Origin of the sequence: Citrobacter sp. S39, from assembly GCF_009495675.1 — a bacterium.
Classification (GTDB): domain Bacteria; phylum Pseudomonadota; class Gammaproteobacteria; order Enterobacterales; family Enterobacteriaceae; genus Citrobacter; species Citrobacter freundii.
Window position 1 is genome coordinate 2,082,197 of the sequence record NZ_CP045555.1, and the last position, 16,040, is coordinate 2,098,236.

A 16,040-nucleotide genomic window follows, 5' to 3' on the forward strand; every position below is an offset into this window, starting at 1 on the left:
ATGTGCGTGAGGTTAATAAATCAAGCAACGGTACTCTGGACTTACACGGGCAACGTTTTCAGCAGCGCAAAGGCCTCTTTCATGCGGTCTTCACTGACGACAAACGCACACAGCTGGCCTTCGTCGTTCATCCCTCTGGCGACCATCCCCTGTGCTTCGGCGGCGATGTGCCAGTTCAGATCGCGGCGCTGGGTTTCCCCGGCCAAATGTAAAGGCAGTTCTGGCGTTTTGACTTTTACCAGCATGGCTGGCAGTTTCAATGGCGCATTGCCGCCGAGCAGGTTTTTCGCCAGATACATGGCGCTCAGCTGAATCGGCTGCAGGAACGGGAGCACCTGACCGTTAATCTCCGCACAGTCGCCGAGAGCATAAATGTCCGGGTGGCTGGTTTGCAGGTAGCTGTCGACGCAGACGCCACGATTGATGTTCAATCCGGCGCGACGCGCCAGTGCGGTTTCCGGGCGCAGGCCGGTGGCGGCAATCACTGCATCGACTTCTACGTTGCGGCTACGATCGAGCGTGGCGCGAATACCGGTGCTGGTTTTCTCCAGGCTCTGAAGCTGTGATTTCAGCAGCAGGTGTACGCCCATATCGGTCAGACGATGCTGTAAGCGACTGCTGACTTCCGGCGGCATCAGCGAAGCCAGAATGCTGGCGGCGTTGTCGATAAGCGTTACCGCTTTACCGGCACGACAAAAATCCATCGCCAGTTCACTACCAATCAAGCCGCCGCCGACAATCAGCACCCGCTGGGCGTCACGCAGCTGCGTTTCACAAGCGCGATACTCTTGTTGGCTGTTCAACGTGAGCATTAACTCACGTCCGGTAACCGGCGGTACAAAGGCTGAAGCGCCCGTCGCCAGCACCAGCTTGTCGTACTGCCACTGCTTGTCCTGACTTTTCACTACGTGGGCATCGGCATCGATGTCGGTTACCCAGGTATGTGGGAACAGGCGCAAATTAAACTGTTCGGCAAACTCCCCCGCCGACTGGCGGGTGAGGTCGTCTGCACGCTGTGACTGACTGATAACGTGGCTGAGATCGGGCTTGTTGTACTCATCCATGCTGTCCGCGGCAATCAAGGTCAGCGGAACATTCGCATCCTGCTTACGGATATTTTTGACTAACTGGCGGGCGGCGAAGCCCGAACCAATGATGACAATGCCGTGACTCATTTTGCCTCCGTTGCCAGTACGTCGAAGACGTCTTTACCTAGTGAGCATTCCGGGCACAGGAAGTTGTCCGGAACTTCGCTCCATGGCGTACCCGGTGCAACGTCCTGCAACGGTTCGCCTTTCGCCGGATCGTAAATCCACTGGCACACGCTGCACTGCATGCTTGGACCAAGATCGGCGGCAGCCGCAGCGGCACATGCACAGGCTTCTTCCTGGGCTACGGCTTTCACGGTTGTTTCCGGCAATGGAGCCAGAGCCCACTGACGCGCGATTTCACGGCCGTGCTGGCGGCACAGTTCCAGTGCATCCTGGTCCGGACGCCATTTCGCTTTCAGGCTCAGTGACATCTCGAAACCTGCATCCTGCAAACGCGTGGACAAACGGTCTACTGCACCGCCGCTCCAGCCGTGTGAACCAAAGGCGCTGGCACGCTTGTTACGAAAACGCAGGCCGGTCATCTCTTCCACCAGACCGGCGATTTTCGGCATCATCACGTTGTTCATTGTGGAAGTCCCGACCAGCACGCCTTTAGAGCGGAAGACGTTGGTCAAAACTTCGTTTTTGTCGCTGCGGGCGACGTTAAAGATTTTCACCGCTACATTCGGGTCAACTTCGTTGATGCCCTGGGCAATCGCGTCCGCCATCATGCGGGTGTTGTTGGACATGGTGTCGTAGAAAATGGTGATGCGGTCTTCCTGATAATCCGCCGCCCATTTCAGGTACAGCTCAACGATTTGTGTCGGGTTGTCGCGCCATACCACGCCATGGGAAGTGGCAATCATATCGACCGGCAGGTTGAAGCCGAGGATCTCAGTAATTTTCGGTGTAACCAGACGGCTGAATGGCGTCAGGATGTTGGCGTAGTAACGCTGGCACTGTTCGAACAGTTCAGTCTGGTCAACTTCGTCGTTAAACAGACGTTCGTCGCAGTAGTGCTGACCGAAGGCGTCGTTACTGAACAGCACCGCATCGCCGGTCATGTAGGTCATCATACTATCCGGCCAGTGCAGCATCGGCGTTTCAACGAAGATCAGCTGCTTGCCGTTACCAATGTCCAGCGAATCACCGGTTTTCACTACGTTAAAGTTCCATTCCGGGTGATGGTGGTGCCCGTTGATAGAGTCAATGGCGTTGGCTGTGCAGTAAATCGGCGTGTCCGGGATGCAGGACATCAGCTCGGTCAGCGCCCCGGCATGGTCTTCTTCAGCGTGGTTAATGATGATGTAGTCGATATCCGCGAGGTCAATTTCACTGCGCAGGTTCTGCACGAATTCACGACTAAACTTGTGGTCTACTGTATCGATCAGGACATTTTTTTCTTCACGGATGAGATAGCTGTTGTAGCTGCTGCCGCGCAGCGTTTTGTATTCAGTTCCGTGGAAATCACGCACTTCCCAGTCACGTTGGCCAACCCAATGAATGTTATTTTTAACCAGAATAGACATAACAACCTCAATTAATTCAGCGTTTTTCAAAAAAGATGTTTTGCTAATTGCAGGTTACGTGCCAACTTTTTATTTGTTTGATTTTAAAGGATTAGTTTTTTTACCATCTATAAGGTGGTAGTCAAAATGACTATATGTTTTATTGTCAATATGACAATATGAATTGTCAAAATGACAATGAGGTAGCCATGAGCTTTTCCGTAGACGTGCTGGCGGGCATCGCCATTGAATTACAAAGCGGTATTGGGCATCAGGACCGTTTTCAACGACTGATAACCACCTTGCGTCAGGTGCTGGAGTGCGACGCGTCGGCACTGCTGCGCTACGAGTCGCGACAGTTTATTCCGCTGGCGATCGATGGGCTGGCGCAGGATGTTCTCGGCAGACGCTTTACTCTGGAAGGGCATCCGCGTCTGGAGGCGATTGCCCGCGCCGGGGACGTGGTTCGTTTCCCTGCCGACAGCGATTTGCCAGACCCGTATGATGGTCTGATTCCGGGGCAGGAGAGTCTGAAGGTGCATGCCTGTATTGGACTGCCATTGTTCGCCGGTCAAAATTTGATTGGTGCGTTAACCCTGGATGGCATGGAGCCCGATCAGTTCGATGTTTTCAGCGATGAGGAGCTTAGGCTGATTGCCGCGCTGGCGGCTGGCGCATTGAGCAATGCGTTGCTGATTGAACAGCTGGAAAGCCAGAATATGCTGCCAGGTTCGTCGACGGCTTTCGAGCAGGTGACGGAAACCCAGATGATTGGCCTGTCGCCCAATATGATGCAGTTGAAAAAAGAGATTGAGATTGTGGCGGGGTCCGATCTCAACGTGCTGATTAGCGGCGAAACAGGGACCGGGAAGGAGCTGGTGGCTAAAGCTATCCATGAAGGTTCACCGCGCGCGGTGAATCCACTGGTGTATCTGAACTGCGCGGCGTTGCCGGAAAGCGTTGCCGAAAGCGAACTGTTTGGTCACGTAAAAGGCGCGTTTACCGGGGCTATCAGCAATCGTAGCGGTAAGTTTGAAATGGCCGACAATGGGACGCTATTTCTCGACGAGATAGGCGAACTCTCGCTGGCGCTACAGGCTAAGCTGCTGCGCGTATTGCAGTACGGTGATATTCAGCGCGTGGGTGACGATCGCAGCTTGCGCGTGGATGTGCGAGTGCTGGCGGCGACGAACCGTGATTTACGCGAAGAGGTGTTGGCCGGGAATTTCCGTGCGGATTTGTTCCACCGGCTGAGCGTCTTTCCCCTTTCGGTACCGCCTCTTCGTGAACGCGGCGAAGACGTGGTGCTGCTGGCAGGCTATTTTTGCGAGCAATGTCGGCTGCGGCTGGGACTGTCCCGCGTGGTGTTAAGCCCCGGTGCGCGTAGTCATCTGTTGAGCTACGCCTGGCCCGGGAATGTGCGTGAACTGGAACATGCCATTCACCGGGCGGTCGTTCTGGCAAGGGCGACCAGGGCAGGGGATGAAGTGGTGCTGGAGGCAAAGCATTTTGCCCTGCAGGATGAAGCGCCAGTAACACCGGCGGCGGAAGTTGTTGCGGAGATTCCACTGCATCACAACCTGCGTGAAGCAACAGAGTCGTTCCAGCGGGAGATGATCCGCCGGGCGCTGGCACAAAATAACCATAGTTGGGCGGCAAGTGCGCGGGCGCTGGAAACAGACGTCGCCAACCTGCACCGGCTGGCGAAGCGTCTGGGGTTGAAGGATTAGATAATACCGGCCTGATAGAAATCCTGCAGGTTGATAGCACCGGTGAGTTTACCGTTTTCATCGACTACCGGTGCGGCAGTGATTTTGCGCTTCATCAGGATCTCTTTGGCGTCAATCGCGCGGCTCTGCGCCTGCAGTGTAATGCCATTCTGGGTCATTGCTTCGCTAACCTGAGTGGTGAGCGCTCCGCCGCCAACCAGCCAGCGGCGCAGGTCGCCGTCGGTAAAGACCCCTTTCACCAGTGACTGGTCGTCGCAGACCGCGACCAGGCCAAGACCCGTGCGGCTGAGCTCCAGCATCGCGTCCATGACGCTGGTGGTAAGCGTCACCTGCGGGATGGCATCGTCACGGCGCATCAGATGATGCACTTTATTTAACAGACGAGCGCCCAGCGCACCTGCCGGATGCGAGCGGGCAAAATCTTCCTCGTTAAAGCCGCGCGCCTGCATTACGGCGATTGCCAGCGCATCGCCCATCATCAACGTATTTACGGTACTGGACGTCGGTGCCAGGCGCATCGGACAGGCTTCGCGCTCAACGGAAATATCCAGCACGGCTTTGGCGGCCAGGCCCAACGGTGAGGTCGGTTTTCCGGTCATTGCCAGCAGGGCGACGGATTTGTCTTCCAGGCGCGGAATGATGAGATCCAGCTCTTTCGCACCGCCGGAGTAGGAGATAAACAGCATGACATCACGGCTTTCGATCATCCCTAAGTCACCGTGCAGCGCTTCCGCCGGATGCACAAAAAAGGCAGGCGTGCCGGTACTGGCGAGGGTCGCCGCAATTTTTTTGCCAATATGACCTGATTTACCAATACCGGAGACAATGACTTTGCCTTCACAGTGGATGATAGTATTGGCGGCGCGGACAAAATCATCGCCCAGTCGCTCAGGCAAACGGCTGGCTTCCTGTAGTTCCAGCATTAACGTCTGACGGCCCGCGTTCAGTAGTGCATCACTCATTGGTTTCTCCGGTTATGATCACTTCAATCCCTTTTGCTTCCAGCGCCTGACGAAATGCAGGGTCGATACCTGCATCGGTAATCAGCTTGTCGACGCTTTCCAGACTGCATACAACATTAGGACTTTTGCGCCCAAATTTTGACGAGTCAGCCATCAGAATCACTTCGCGAGCGGCATTACACATCGCTTTACTGACGCTAAACACCTCATTAAAAGTGGTCACGCCGGCATTGAGATCAATGCCATCGGTGCCCATGAAGAGTTTATCAAAGCTGAACTGCTCAAAGGCGTTTTCTGCCAGCTGACCGTGAAATGACGCAGATTTTTTGCGAAAGGTCCCGCCCGGCATCAGGATGGTTTGCTCGTTGTCCAGCTCCGAAAGGGCGTTAACAATGTGCAGACTGTTGGTCATGACGGTGATATTGCTAAAGCGCGTGAGCATCGGCACCATCTGCAGTACGGTGCTGCCCGCATCCAGGATAATAGAGTCTCCATCGTGTATAAAACGGACGGCAGCTTCGGCAATCTGCTCTTTTTTATGCGTATTAATTAGCGTTTTGTGATCGATTGGCGGATCGGATTCGTCTTTATTTAATACTACGCCGCCATAGGTACGAATGACGGTTCCGGCGTTCTCCAGAATGACCAGGTCTTTGCGAATGGTCGTGCCAGTCGTGTCAAAGTAGTGGGCCAGTTCTTCAACCGAGCATTTTCCCTGCTTTTGCAGGTGCTCCAATATGGCAGCCTGACGCTGACGAGGTTTCATAGGCGTGATTACCCTGACTTATGTATTTACCCGTCATACTTCAAGCTGCATGTGCGTTGGTCTTCCTGCAACTCGAATTATTTGGGGTATAGGTTGCAAAATGATAATTTCGCAAGCTATTAGCATTCACAACGAAATTACCCATGTTTCAGTTTAAGCGCCAATGATAGTGCATTCTGCGCTAACGGATCATGGGGAAAGATCACATCAGGCTGTAAATCATCAAGATGTTTGCCGGTTATCGTGGCAATTTTGCCGGGTCTGGCGAATACTGTAAGACCTTTCATAAATAACGTGTCGGTCACCCGCTGCTGCTCATTCAGCGCGATGGCCACTACCACGCGCGGTTTAAAACGCCCACCGGAGCGACCAACACCAACCCGACCCTGTTGGCAAAGCCTATCAAACGCCCGGTTAAAGCGGGATATTTGCCAGCCACCAAGCGCCAGTTGCAGGCACCAGGCGATAGCGGCGACGGTAATCAGTGCGGAAACCATTACGTACTCCTTTGATTTTGCCGGATAAGCGCAGACGCCATCCGGCAATTCAACATTAAAACATCACCTGACCGCCGGTGACGTTGATGGACTGCCCGGTACAGTAAGAGGCTTTCGGACTGGCGTAAAACAGCAGCATGTTTAGCACGTCCTGATAATCGCAGCCGCGCTTAAGCGGAACCTTATCAATGTAGTACTGCTCAACTTCATCTGGCTTAAGGCCAAGTTTGGTTGCATATTGCGGTAATAACGACTGGAACATCGGTGATTTCAACAGATTGCCGAGCATCAGTGAATGCACGGTAATGCCGTATTCCGCCAGATCCAGCGCCAGTGACTGGGTTAAGCCCACGCCGCCAAATTTTGCCGCACTGTAGCCTGAATTGTGTTTGCTGCCCACTTTCCCTGATTTGGAGTTGATCTGGATAATGCGTCCCTGCACACCATCGCGGATCATCAGGCGTGAGAATTCACGTGCACAGAGGAAGTAGCCAACCAGATTGACCTGCAGCGAGCGGTCGAAATCCCCAAGCTGAAAGTCGCTGATAAACGCGGCTTTAGCGATACCCGCGCTGTAAACCAGCAGATCAACACGACCGAATATTTCATCCACTCCGCGCGACAGCGCCAGCACGCTCTGTTCGCTGGTGGCATCTGCGCCAAAACCGTAGGCGGTGCCTTCGCCAAACTCGGCGTTAATTTCTTGCGCCACGTTGGCGGCTTTATCGCTTTGAATATCCACCACCGCGACGCGGTATCCTTCTGTCGCAAGCCCACGGCAAAGGAATGCCCCAAGGGTCTGGCCTCCACCAATGACAACGGCAACCTGATTCATCTTTATCTCCTTCAATCTTAAGCAACAAACTTCAAAATACAGCCCGGCGCGATACCGTCCGGTACGGGACCTGCAACGTGTACGGTACCGGGGAATTCCGCTTCACTCAGTCCGTCAAAGCGCAGAGTGATATGCCCGAGTTCACGTAAGTTTTGTTCCGCCACGCTGCCAACGGCGGTGACCGGGTAGTGATGCTGGCCTAGTTCAAACTGGATCCCAGCTTGCAACGAACCGTTCAGCTCGCCGTGGCAATGGATGAAGCAAAACTCCTCGATATCCGCGGGCGCGCCTTCACGAAAGGTAATCAGCATCTGGTCGCACAATGCATCCGGGGCGCTCTGGCCGATACGGGTGATGGTGGTTTGATAAATCACGGTCATTTTTGAGTGCCTCTTATTGGTAAATAAAGCCGGAAACAAACCAGGCGATGAGAACGGTTGGCGCGCCGGTCAGAAAGCGGCTCACCAGAACAGATGGCACACCGACGCGGACCGTGTCCTGACGCGATTCGGCCAGCGACAACCCGACAGGAATAAAGTCACATGCGGCCTGGGCGTTAATGGCGAACAGGGCAGGTAGCGCCAGATGTGGGGGAATATTCCCCAAACCAATCTGTACACCGATTAGCACGCCGATAACCTGGGCGATAACCGCACCGGGGCCGAGGAAAGGCGACAGCAGTGGGAAAGAGCAGATCAGTGCCAGAGTGACCAATCCCAGCGGATGGCTGGCCAGTGGTGCGAGTCCATGGGCGATCCAGTCTCCCAGACCCGAAGCCATAATGATGCCGATCAGTGCTGAGACGAACGCCATAAATGGCAAAATAGTTTTCAGGACGGTATCGATGGTGTCGCGCCCGGCCTGGAACAGAACCGCAACGGCTGAACCCATGCCCATCCCCACTTTTGCCAACAGACCATCACTTTGCTCGGTAATTTTCTTGCTGGTGTCGTAATCGCGTCCCATGCTGCTGCTTGCGGGCGTTGGCGTGGCGGACGCTTCGCCGACAACAGTAATGTTTTCTTCTTTTACGCCAGAGACATAGATATCTTCGACAATGTACTGAGCCAGTGGGCCGGATTTACCCGTAGCGTGAATATTCACCGTCGGTATACGACGTTTGGGATAGATCCCACAGCGCAGCGTGCCGCCGCAGTCGATGATCGCCACACCAATTTCGCTCTCCGGCGGCTCGCCCTCTTTGAAGCCATCAACGGCCTGCCAGCCGGTCAGGCTTGCTATCCTGTCGACGATCGCGGGGCGAGTTCCTGCGGTGATATAGACAATTTTCTTGCCCGGAACGGCATCCAGTTCAAGCGGGCCACCCCAGCCGCCGGTGCCTTTTTCAATACGAATACGTGTCATGATGTTGCTCCCGCCAGATGTACCTTCTGCTCAAGTTGAATGCCCATTTTTTTCTCGAAGATAGTGGTGGTGAAATCGGTCACCCAGCCACGGAAGAAGTTGGTCACCAGACCGACCAGCAAATAGCTCACCGCCAGTGGGCCAAGCGGAAGCCCCAGCGTGGTCAGTCCGCTGGCGATCCCCAGATAGACAAACAGTTCGCCGGGGTTGATGTGCGGGAATAAGCCGTTCATGGAATGGCAACTGTAAGACGCGGCGGCGTAGTAACTGGGCTTGTATTTTTCTGGCATAAAGCGACCCAGACTCAGCGTCATTGGGTTACAAAATACAAATGTGCCGATGCACGGCAGTAGCAAATAGCGCGACAGCGGGTTTCCGGCGCAACGCTGGGCAAAACGTTCAATACGCTGCTGACCGATAAAGTTAATCAGCGCATTCATGATGACCAGCAGACTGATCAGCAGGGGCAGAATACCGGTCACCATGCCGGTAAACACTTCTCCGCCTTTCTGGAACAGCCCGATAAACCACTCAGCACCGAGTGTGATGGTGTCGATCATTATTCTCTCCTGTAGGGATTTTTAGTTATCTTGCCAAACGGTGGCTGATTTTAATCAGATTGAAAGATATAAAAGTGTTGTTTTGATCTCAAAATAAAAGATAAATATTTTAATTTGAAAGTTTTTGCGTGAAAGCTCGCAAATGTGATGGTCAGAGATGAAAGGGGATGTAAATTCTGTGAAGGAGAGCGACTACCGCTTCCTTGTATGGCGGAGGATGCTTTACCATACTTCTCCCAGGCTGAATTTGTTTAATGGATGTCTCATGTTCAAGCGTCGTTATGTAGCGTTACTCCCCCTTTTCGTACTGCTCGCTGCCTGTAGCAGCAAACCTAAACCTTCAGAGACTCAAACGACTACGGGTGCGCCATCCGGCGGCTTCCTGCTTGAGCCACAGCACAACGTTATGCAAACGGGCGGCGATTTTGCCAATAATCCGAACGCGCAGCAGTTCATCGAGAAAATGGTGAACAAGCACGGCTTTGACCGCCAGCAGCTGCAGGAGATCCTGTCGCAGGCCAAGCGTCTGGACTCGGTATTGCGTTTGATGGACCGTCAGGCACCGACGACTCAACCGCCAGCCGGACCTAACGGCGCATGGCTGCGCTATCGCAAACAGTTCATCACACCTGACAACGTGCAAAACGGCGTGGCTTTCTGGAATCAATATGAAGATGCGCTGAACCGTGCGTGGCAGGTCTACGGAGTTCCGCCGGAAATTATTGTCGGTATTATTGGTGTAGAGACTCGCTGGGGCCGCGTGATGGGTAAAACGCGGATTCTGGATGCGCTGGCGACGTTGTCGTTTAACTATCCTCGTCGTGCGGAATACTTCTCTGGTGAACTGGAAACCTTCCTGCTGATGGCGCGAGATGAAAGCGACGATCCGCTCGATTTGAAAGGTTCTTTCGCGGGGGCAATGGGATACGGCCAGTTTATGCCGTCTTCCTATAAACAATATGCCGTTGATTTCAATGGCGATGGACACATTAACCTGTGGGATCCGGTTGATGCCATCGGTAGTGTGGCGAACTACTTCAAGGGCCACGGCTGGGTGAAAGGCGATACGGTCGCGGTTCCGGCAAATGGTCAGGCACCTGGGCTTGCGAACGGCTTTAAAACCCAGTACAGCATTTCTCAGCTTGCTGCCGCGGGTCTGACGCCGCAGCAGTCGTTGGGGAATCATCAGCAGGCCAGCCTGCTGCGCCTGGATATTGGCACGGGTTATCAGTACTGGTACGGACTGCCGAACTTCTACACGATTACCCGCTATAACCACAGCACGCATTACGCGATGGCAGTCTGGCAGTTAGGTCAGGCGGTGGCGCTGGCGCGCGTACAGTAATCGCTCCACCGGCCTACCGGAAGATATCTCTGGTAGGCCGGATAAGATGTCCTGGCATCGCCATCCGGCAGGTCTTATTTGTGCAACGGAGCAATTTTTGGAATCCCCCTCGTAAAACGTTCTCCCCATCCCCACATTGGTCATGAAAGTGCTATCTTGTCCGGCATATTTTTTTAACTGACAGAGGCTGAAATGACCGACAGTGAACTGATGCAGTTAAGCGAGCAGGTTGGCCTGGCGCTGAAAGCGCGCGGGGCAACCGTGACGACGGCGGAATCCTGCACCGGCGGCTGGGTAGCCAAAGCGATTACGGATATTGCCGGAAGCTCCGCCTGGTTTGAACGCGGGTTTGTGACCTACAGCAATGAAGCCAAAGCGCAGATGATTGGCGTGCGCGAAGAGACGCTGGCCCAGCATGGCGCGGTGAGTGAGCCTGTGGTGGTGGAGATGGCGATAGGCGCGTTAAAAGCCGCCCGCGCGCATTTCGCTGTTTCGATAAGCGGTATTGCGGGGCCGGATGGCGGTAGCGAAGAAAAACCTGTGGGAACGGTATGGTTTGCCTTTGCCAGCGCGAGCGGCGAGGGGATTACCCGCCGGGAATGCTTTAGCGGCGATCGCGATGCGGTCCGTCGACAGGCGACCGCCTACGCGTTACAAACCCTGTGGCAACAATTTCTACAAAATACTTGATACTGTATGAGCATACAGTATAATTGCCTCAACAGAACATTATCTATCACGTTTCGCGGTTTAACCCGAAAGCGGCATGACAGGAGTAATTAATGGCTATCGACGAAAACAAACAGAAAGCGTTGGCGGCAGCGCTGGGTCAGATCGAAAAGCAATTCGGTAAAGGCTCCATCATGCGCCTGGGTGAAGACCGTTCCATGGATGTGGAAACTATCTCCACCGGTTCGCTTTCTCTGGATATCGCATTGGGCGCGGGCGGTTTGCCAATGGGCCGTATCGTCGAAATCTACGGGCCTGAATCCTCCGGTAAAACAACGCTGACCCTGCAGGTTATTGCCGCTGCGCAGCGTGAAGGTAAAACCTGTGCATTTATCGATGCAGAACACGCACTGGACCCGGTCTATGCCCGTAAGCTTGGCGTTGATATCGATAACCTGCTGTGTTCTCAGCCGGATACCGGTGAACAAGCGCTGGAAATCTGTGATGCACTGGCGCGCTCCGGTGCGGTTGACGTTATCGTTGTCGACTCCGTTGCCGCATTGACGCCGAAGGCAGAAATCGAAGGCGAGATTGGCGACTCTCACATGGGCCTTGCGGCGCGTATGATGAGCCAGGCAATGCGTAAGCTGGCCGGTAACCTGAAGCAGTCCAACACGCTGCTGATTTTCATCAACCAGATCCGTATGAAGATTGGCGTTATGTTCGGTAACCCGGAAACCACCACCGGTGGTAACGCCCTGAAATTCTATGCGTCTGTTCGTTTGGATATCCGTCGTATTGGTGCGGTGAAAGAAGGTGACAACGTGGTTGGCAGCGAAACCCGCGTTAAGGTTGTGAAAAATAAAATTGCAGCGCCGTTCAAACAGGCTGAATTCCAGATCCTTTACGGTGAAGGCATCAACTTCTACGGCGAACTGGTTGACCTGGGCGTGAAAGAGAAGCTGATTGAAAAAGCTGGTGCATGGTACAGCTACAACGGTGAGAAAATCGGTCAGGGTAAAGCGAATGCGACCAACTGGCTGAAAGAAAACCCGGCAACTGCGAAAGAAATTGAGAAGAAATTACGTGAGCTACTGCTCAATAACCAGGATTCAACGCCTGATTTCTCCGTTGATGACAGCGGCGAAGACGTAAAAGAAACGAACGAAGATTTCTGATAATCTGTTTTGAATCGCATGTTTTGAATCGCATATAGTAAAGGGCTGCATATCATGCAGCCCTTTTTCATTTCTGAAGGCTTACTATGACAGAAGCAACTTCCCGCCGTTCCGCTTATTCCCGACTGCTTGACCGCGCCGTACGTATTCTGGCGATGCGCGATCACAGCGAGCAGGAACTGCGGCGCAAGCTGGCCGCTCCGGTGATGGGGAAAAATGGACCAGAAGAAATTGATGCCACGCCGGAGGATTACGACAAGGTCATCGCCTGGTGTATTGAAAGTCGTTATCTGGATGATGATCGCTTCGTGCAACAGTTTATCGCCAGCCGTAGCCGCAAAGGTTATGGACCTGCCCGGGTGCGCCAGGAATTAAACCAAAAAGGGATCACGCGTGAAGCTATCGAGCGGGCCATGCGTGAGTGCGAAATTGACTGGGCAGTGCTTGCGCGTGAGCAGGCCATTCGGAAGTACGGTGAACCTTTACCTGTCGATTTTTCAGATAAGGTAAAGGTCCAGCGTTTTTTGCTCTATCGCGGCTATCTGATGGAAGATATTCAGGCAATATGGCGAAATTTTGACGATTGACCGCATACGGGATTTTACTTCCCAGTAAAGAAAACTTATCTTATTCCCACTTTTCGATTGCCAGAGGCGCAGTTTGCTTGCCGATGCTGGTAATGACATTTCGTTAGCTTGATTTCTTCAGGATAATTATGAGCAAGAGCACCGCTGAGATCCGTCAGGCGTTTCTCGATTTTTTCCATAGTAAAGGACACCAGGTAGTTGCCAGCAGCTCCCTGGTACCGAACAATGACCCTACTTTGTTGTTTACCAACGCCGGGATGAACCAGTTCAAGGATGTTTTCCTTGGCCTCGACAAGCGTAATTATTCCCGCGCAACCACCTCGCAGCGTTGTGTACGTGCGGGTGGTAAGCACAATGACCTGGAAAACGTCGGTTACACTGCACGTCACCACACTTTCTTCGAAATGCTGGGCAACTTCAGCTTCGGCGATTACTTCAAACACGATGCTATTCAATATGCATGGGAACTACTGACCGGTGAAAACTGGTTTGCCCTGCCAAAAGAGCGTCTGTGGGTCACCGTCTATGAAACTGACGATGAAGCCTATGAAATCTGGGAAAAAGAAGTCGGTATTCCGCGCGAACGTATCATCCGCATCGGTGATAACAAAGGTGCGGCTTATGCTTCCGACAACTTCTGGCAGATGGGTGATACCGGTCCTTGCGGTCCATGCACCGAAATTTTCTACGACCACGGCGACCATATCTGGGGTGGGCCTCCGGGAAGCGCAGAAGAAGATGGCGATCGCTACATTGAGATTTGGAACATCGTCTTCATGCAGTTCAACCGTCAGGCTGACGGCACCATGGAACCGCTGCCGAAACCATCCGTGGATACCGGTATGGGTCTGGAGCGTATTGCGGCCGTGCTGCAACACGTTAACTCCAACTATGAAATCGACCTGTTCCGTTCACTGATTGAGTCCGTGGCGAAAGTCACCGGCGCGACCGATCTGAGCAACAAGTCGCTGCGCGTTATCGCCGACCATATCCGTTCCTGTGCGTTCCTGATTGCTGATGGCGTTGTGCCGTCGAATGAAAACCGTGGCTATGTGTTGCGCCGTATCATTCGTCGCGCGGTACGTCATGGCAACATGCTGGGCGCGAAGGATACCTTCTTCTACAAGCTGGTTGGTCCGTTGGTGGACGTCATGGGCTCTGCAGGTGAAGAACTGAAGCGTCAGCAGGCTATGGTTGAGCAGGTTCTGAAAACCGAAGAAGAGCAGTTTGCACGTACTCTGGAGCGTGGTCTGGCGCTGCTGGATGAAGAACTGGCAAAACTGTCTGGCGATACGCTGGACGGCGAAACCGCATTCCGTCTGTATGACACTTACGGTTTCCCGGTTGACCTGACGGCAGACGTTTGCCGCGAGCGTAACATCAAGGTTGATGAAGCTGGCTTTGAAGCTGCAATGGAAGAACAGCGCCGTCGCGCACGTGAAGCCAGCGGTTTTGGCGCAGACTACAATGCAATGATTCGTGTTGATGGCGCCTCTGAATTTAAAGGCTACGAGCACCTGGAACTGAACGGCAAAGTCACCGCGCTGTTTGTTGATGGTAAAGCGGTAGACGCAATTAACGCAGGTCAGGACGCTGTTGTCGTACTGGATCAGACGCCGTTCTATGCGGAGTCTGGTGGTCAGGTTGGCGATAAGGGTGAACTGAAAGGCGCAGGTTTTGCGTTTGCCGTTAGCGACACACAGAAATATGGCCAGGCCATTGGTCACATTGGCAAGCTGTCTGCGGGTTCTCTGAAAATTGGTGATGCAGTACAGGCTGATGTGGATGAAGCACGTCGTGCGCGTATTCGCCTGAACCACTCCGCAACGCATCTGATGCACGCGGCGCTGCGCCAGGTTCTGGGCACACATGTGGCACAGAAAGGCTCGCTGGTTAACGATAAACTACTGCGCTTCGACTTCTCTCATACCGAAGCGATGAAGCCTGCTGAAATCCGTGCTGTTGAAGATCTGGTGAATGCGCAAATCCGTCGCAACTTGCCGATTGAAACGAACATCATGGATCTCGAAGCGGCAAAAGCCAAAGGCGCAATGGCGCTGTTTGGCGAGAAATATGACGACCATGTGCGCGTTCTGAGCATGGGTGATTTCTCTACCGAACTGTGTGGCGGTACTCACGCCAGCCGTACGGGTGATATCGGTCTGTTCCGCATAGTGTCCGAGTCAGGTACTGCGGCAGGCGTTCGTCGTATCGAAGCGGTAACCGGTGAAGGCGCTATACAAACCGTGCATGCTGAGAGCGATCGCTTAAGCGATGTTGCGCAGCTGCTGAAAGGCGATAGCCAGAATATCGCTGACAAAGTTCGTTCCGTGCTGGAGCGTACACGTCAACTGGAAAAAGAATTGCAGCAATTGAAGGAACAGGCTGCGGCGCAGGAGAGTGCAAATCTTTCCAGCAAAGCGGTTGATATCAACGGTGTGAAGCTGCTGGTCAGTGAACTCGCGGACGTTGAGCCGAAAATGTTGCGTACCATGGTTGATGATCTGAAAAATCAACTGGGGTCTACCGTTATCGTTCTGGCAACGGTAGTGGAAGGTAAGGTTTCTCTGATTGCGGGTGTGTCTAAGGACGTGACAGATCGCGTGAAAGCAGGGGAACTGGTTGGAATGGTCGCTCAGCAGGTCGGCGGTAAGGGGGGCGGTCGTCCGGACATGGCGCAAGCCGGTGGTACGGATGCAGCGGCTCTGCCTGCAGCGTTAGCCAGTGTGAAAGGCTGGGTCAGCGCAAAACTGTAATAACTATAAGCGTCAGCGCATGCCGAAACCCTAAGTTACGGCATGCGAATCAACGCTATCGACAATGATAAAGTCAGGTTGAAGTTGTGTATATCGGCTAAACTTAGGTTTAACAGAATGTGATGCCGTGACTGCTTACACTTAGGTGTTTGTCATCGCTTACTTTTTGGCGTTATATGATGGATAATGCC

General features: G+C 53.5%; 15 protein-coding genes. 6 read left to right on the forward strand and 9 right to left on the reverse strand.

Features of this window, described 5'->3' with window-relative positions; translation table 11 throughout:
- Window positions 1–41: 41 nt before the first annotated feature.
- Both norW and norV read right to left on the reverse strand, forming a co-directional pair.
- The gene (gene norW / locus GFB57_RS09880; protein WP_003037362.1) at window positions 42–1,175 is read right to left on the reverse strand and encodes an NADH:flavorubredoxin reductase NorW; all 1,134 of its coding nucleotides are present in this window, start codon (window positions 1,173–1,175) and stop codon (window positions 42–44) included.
- Entirely contained in the window at window positions 1,172–2,620 is a 1,449-nt protein-coding gene (gene norV, locus GFB57_RS09885) for an anaerobic nitric oxide reductase flavorubredoxin (RefSeq protein WP_003037359.1), read from the reverse strand. The genes norW and norV overlap by 4 nt, the downstream gene beginning before the upstream one ends.
- Window positions 2,621–2,808: 188 nt before the next feature.
- Here norV and norR point away from each other — a divergent pair, with 188 nt between their 5' ends.
- Window positions 2,809–4,329: a nitric oxide reductase transcriptional regulator NorR gene (gene norR, locus GFB57_RS09890; protein WP_003037356.1), complete on the forward strand. Its 1,521-nt coding sequence runs from the start codon at window positions 2,809–2,811 to the stop codon at window positions 4,327–4,329.
- Here norR and gutQ read toward each other — a convergent pair.
- The 7 genes from gutQ to srlA form a co-directional block, all read right to left on the reverse strand.
- Entirely contained in the window at window positions 4,326–5,291 is a 966-nt protein-coding gene (gene gutQ, locus GFB57_RS09895; protein WP_003037353.1) for an arabinose-5-phosphate isomerase GutQ, read from the reverse strand. The two genes, norR and gutQ, sit on opposite strands and share 4 nt — an antisense overlap.
- On the reverse strand, window positions 5,284–6,057 hold the full coding sequence (locus GFB57_RS09900) for a DNA-binding transcriptional repressor (RefSeq protein ID WP_003037350.1): 774 nt from the start codon (window positions 6,055–6,057) through the stop codon (window positions 5,284–5,286). Before GFB57_RS09900 ends, gutQ begins: the two co-directional genes overlap by 8 nt.
- A gap of 137 nt (window positions 6,058–6,194) precedes the next feature.
- Complete coding sequence (gene gutM / locus GFB57_RS09905) at window positions 6,195–6,554, reverse strand: transcriptional regulator GutM (RefSeq protein WP_003037348.1); 360 nt, start codon at window positions 6,552–6,554, stop codon at window positions 6,195–6,197.
- Window positions 6,555–6,609: 55 nt separating this feature from the next.
- Window positions 6,610–7,389, reverse strand: a complete 780-nt coding sequence (gene srlD, locus GFB57_RS09910) for a sorbitol-6-phosphate dehydrogenase (RefSeq protein ID WP_003037345.1) — start codon at window positions 7,387–7,389, stop codon at window positions 6,610–6,612.
- 17 nt (window positions 7,390–7,406) lie between these two features.
- Complete coding sequence (gene srlB / locus GFB57_RS09915) at window positions 7,407–7,769, reverse strand: PTS glucitol/sorbitol transporter subunit IIA (protein ID WP_003846051.1); 363 nt, start codon at window positions 7,767–7,769, stop codon at window positions 7,407–7,409.
- Between the two features lie 13 nt (window positions 7,770–7,782).
- Window positions 7,783–8,754, reverse strand: coding sequence for a PTS glucitol/sorbitol transporter subunit IIB (locus GFB57_RS09920; RefSeq protein WP_003037341.1), 972 nt, complete (start codon window positions 8,752–8,754; stop codon window positions 7,783–7,785).
- On the reverse strand, window positions 8,751–9,314 hold the full coding sequence (gene srlA / locus GFB57_RS09925; RefSeq protein WP_003037339.1) for a PTS glucitol/sorbitol transporter subunit IIC: 564 nt from the start codon (window positions 9,312–9,314) through the stop codon (window positions 8,751–8,753). Before srlA ends, GFB57_RS09920 begins: the two co-directional genes overlap by 4 nt.
- A gap of 265 nt (window positions 9,315–9,579) precedes the next feature.
- Between srlA and mltB the strand changes: the two genes are divergently transcribed.
- The 5 genes from mltB to alaS all read left to right on the forward strand — a co-directional run bounded on the left by mltB (window position 9,580) and on the right by alaS (window position 15,849).
- Entirely contained in the window at window positions 9,580–10,659 is a 1,080-nt protein-coding gene (gene mltB / locus GFB57_RS09930; RefSeq protein WP_003037336.1) for a lytic murein transglycosylase B, read from the forward strand.
- A gap of 192 nt (window positions 10,660–10,851) precedes the next feature.
- Window positions 10,852–11,349: a nicotinamide-nucleotide amidase gene (gene pncC / locus GFB57_RS09935; protein ID WP_003037333.1), complete on the forward strand. Its 498-nt coding sequence runs from the start codon at window positions 10,852–10,854 to the stop codon at window positions 11,347–11,349.
- 92 nt (window positions 11,350–11,441) lie between these two features.
- On the forward strand, window positions 11,442–12,506 hold the full coding sequence (gene recA / locus GFB57_RS09940) for a recombinase RecA (protein WP_003037330.1): 1,065 nt from the start codon (window positions 11,442–11,444) through the stop codon (window positions 12,504–12,506).
- An 86-nt stretch (window positions 12,507–12,592) separates the two neighbouring features.
- Window positions 12,593–13,093 (forward strand): recombination regulator RecX, encoded by a 501-nt coding sequence (gene recX, locus GFB57_RS09945; protein WP_003037326.1) that lies wholly within the window; start codon window positions 12,593–12,595, stop codon window positions 13,091–13,093.
- A gap of 128 nt (window positions 13,094–13,221) precedes the next feature.
- Window positions 13,222–15,849, forward strand: coding sequence for an alanine--tRNA ligase (gene alaS / locus GFB57_RS09950; RefSeq protein WP_003037323.1), 2,628 nt, complete (start codon window positions 13,222–13,224; stop codon window positions 15,847–15,849).
- Window positions 15,850–16,040: the final 191 nt, after the last annotated feature.

Excerpts from the sequence above, each read along its gene's own strand:
- gutM (WP_003037348.1), bottom strand. The coding sequence starts at position 6,554 with ATGGTTTCCGCACTGATTACCGTCGCCGCTATCGCCTGGTGCCTGCAA.
- mltB (WP_003037336.1), top strand. The coding sequence starts at position 9,580 with ATGTTCAAGCGTCGTTATGTAGCGTTACTCCCCCTTTTCGTACTGCTC.
- pncC (WP_003037333.1), top strand. The coding sequence starts at position 10,852 with ATGACCGACAGTGAACTGATGCAGTTAAGCGAGCAGGTTGGCCTGGCG.
- norR (WP_003037356.1), top strand. The coding sequence starts at position 2,809 with ATGAGCTTTTCCGTAGACGTGCTGGCGGGCATCGCCATTGAATTACAA.
- srlB (WP_003846051.1), bottom strand. The coding sequence starts at position 7,769 with ATGACCGTGATTTATCAAACCACCATCACCCGTATCGGCCAGAGCGCC.
- recA (WP_003037330.1), top strand. The coding sequence starts at position 11,442 with ATGGCTATCGACGAAAACAAACAGAAAGCGTTGGCGGCAGCGCTGGGT.
- srlA (WP_003037339.1), bottom strand. The coding sequence starts at position 9,314 with ATGATCGACACCATCACACTCGGTGCTGAGTGGTTTATCGGGCTGTTC.
- GFB57_RS09900 (WP_003037350.1), bottom strand. The coding sequence starts at position 6,057 with ATGAAACCTCGTCAGCGTCAGGCTGCCATATTGGAGCACCTGCAAAAG.
- norW (WP_003037362.1), bottom strand. The coding sequence starts at position 1,175 with ATGAGTCACGGCATTGTCATCATTGGTTCGGGCTTCGCCGCCCGCCAG.
- GFB57_RS09920 (WP_003037341.1), bottom strand. The coding sequence starts at position 8,754 with ATGACACGTATTCGTATTGAAAAAGGCACCGGCGGCTGGGGTGGCCCG.
- norV (WP_003037359.1), bottom strand. The coding sequence starts at position 2,620 with ATGTCTATTCTGGTTAAAAATAACATTCATTGGGTTGGCCAACGTGAC.
- recX (WP_003037326.1), top strand. The coding sequence starts at position 12,593 with ATGACAGAAGCAACTTCCCGCCGTTCCGCTTATTCCCGACTGCTTGAC.
- gutQ (WP_003037353.1), bottom strand. The coding sequence starts at position 5,291 with ATGAGTGATGCACTACTGAACGCGGGCCGTCAGACGTTAATGCTGGAA.
- alaS (WP_003037323.1), top strand. The coding sequence starts at position 13,222 with ATGAGCAAGAGCACCGCTGAGATCCGTCAGGCGTTTCTCGATTTTTTC.
- srlD (WP_003037345.1), bottom strand. The coding sequence starts at position 7,389 with ATGAATCAGGTTGCCGTTGTCATTGGTGGAGGCCAGACCCTTGGGGCA.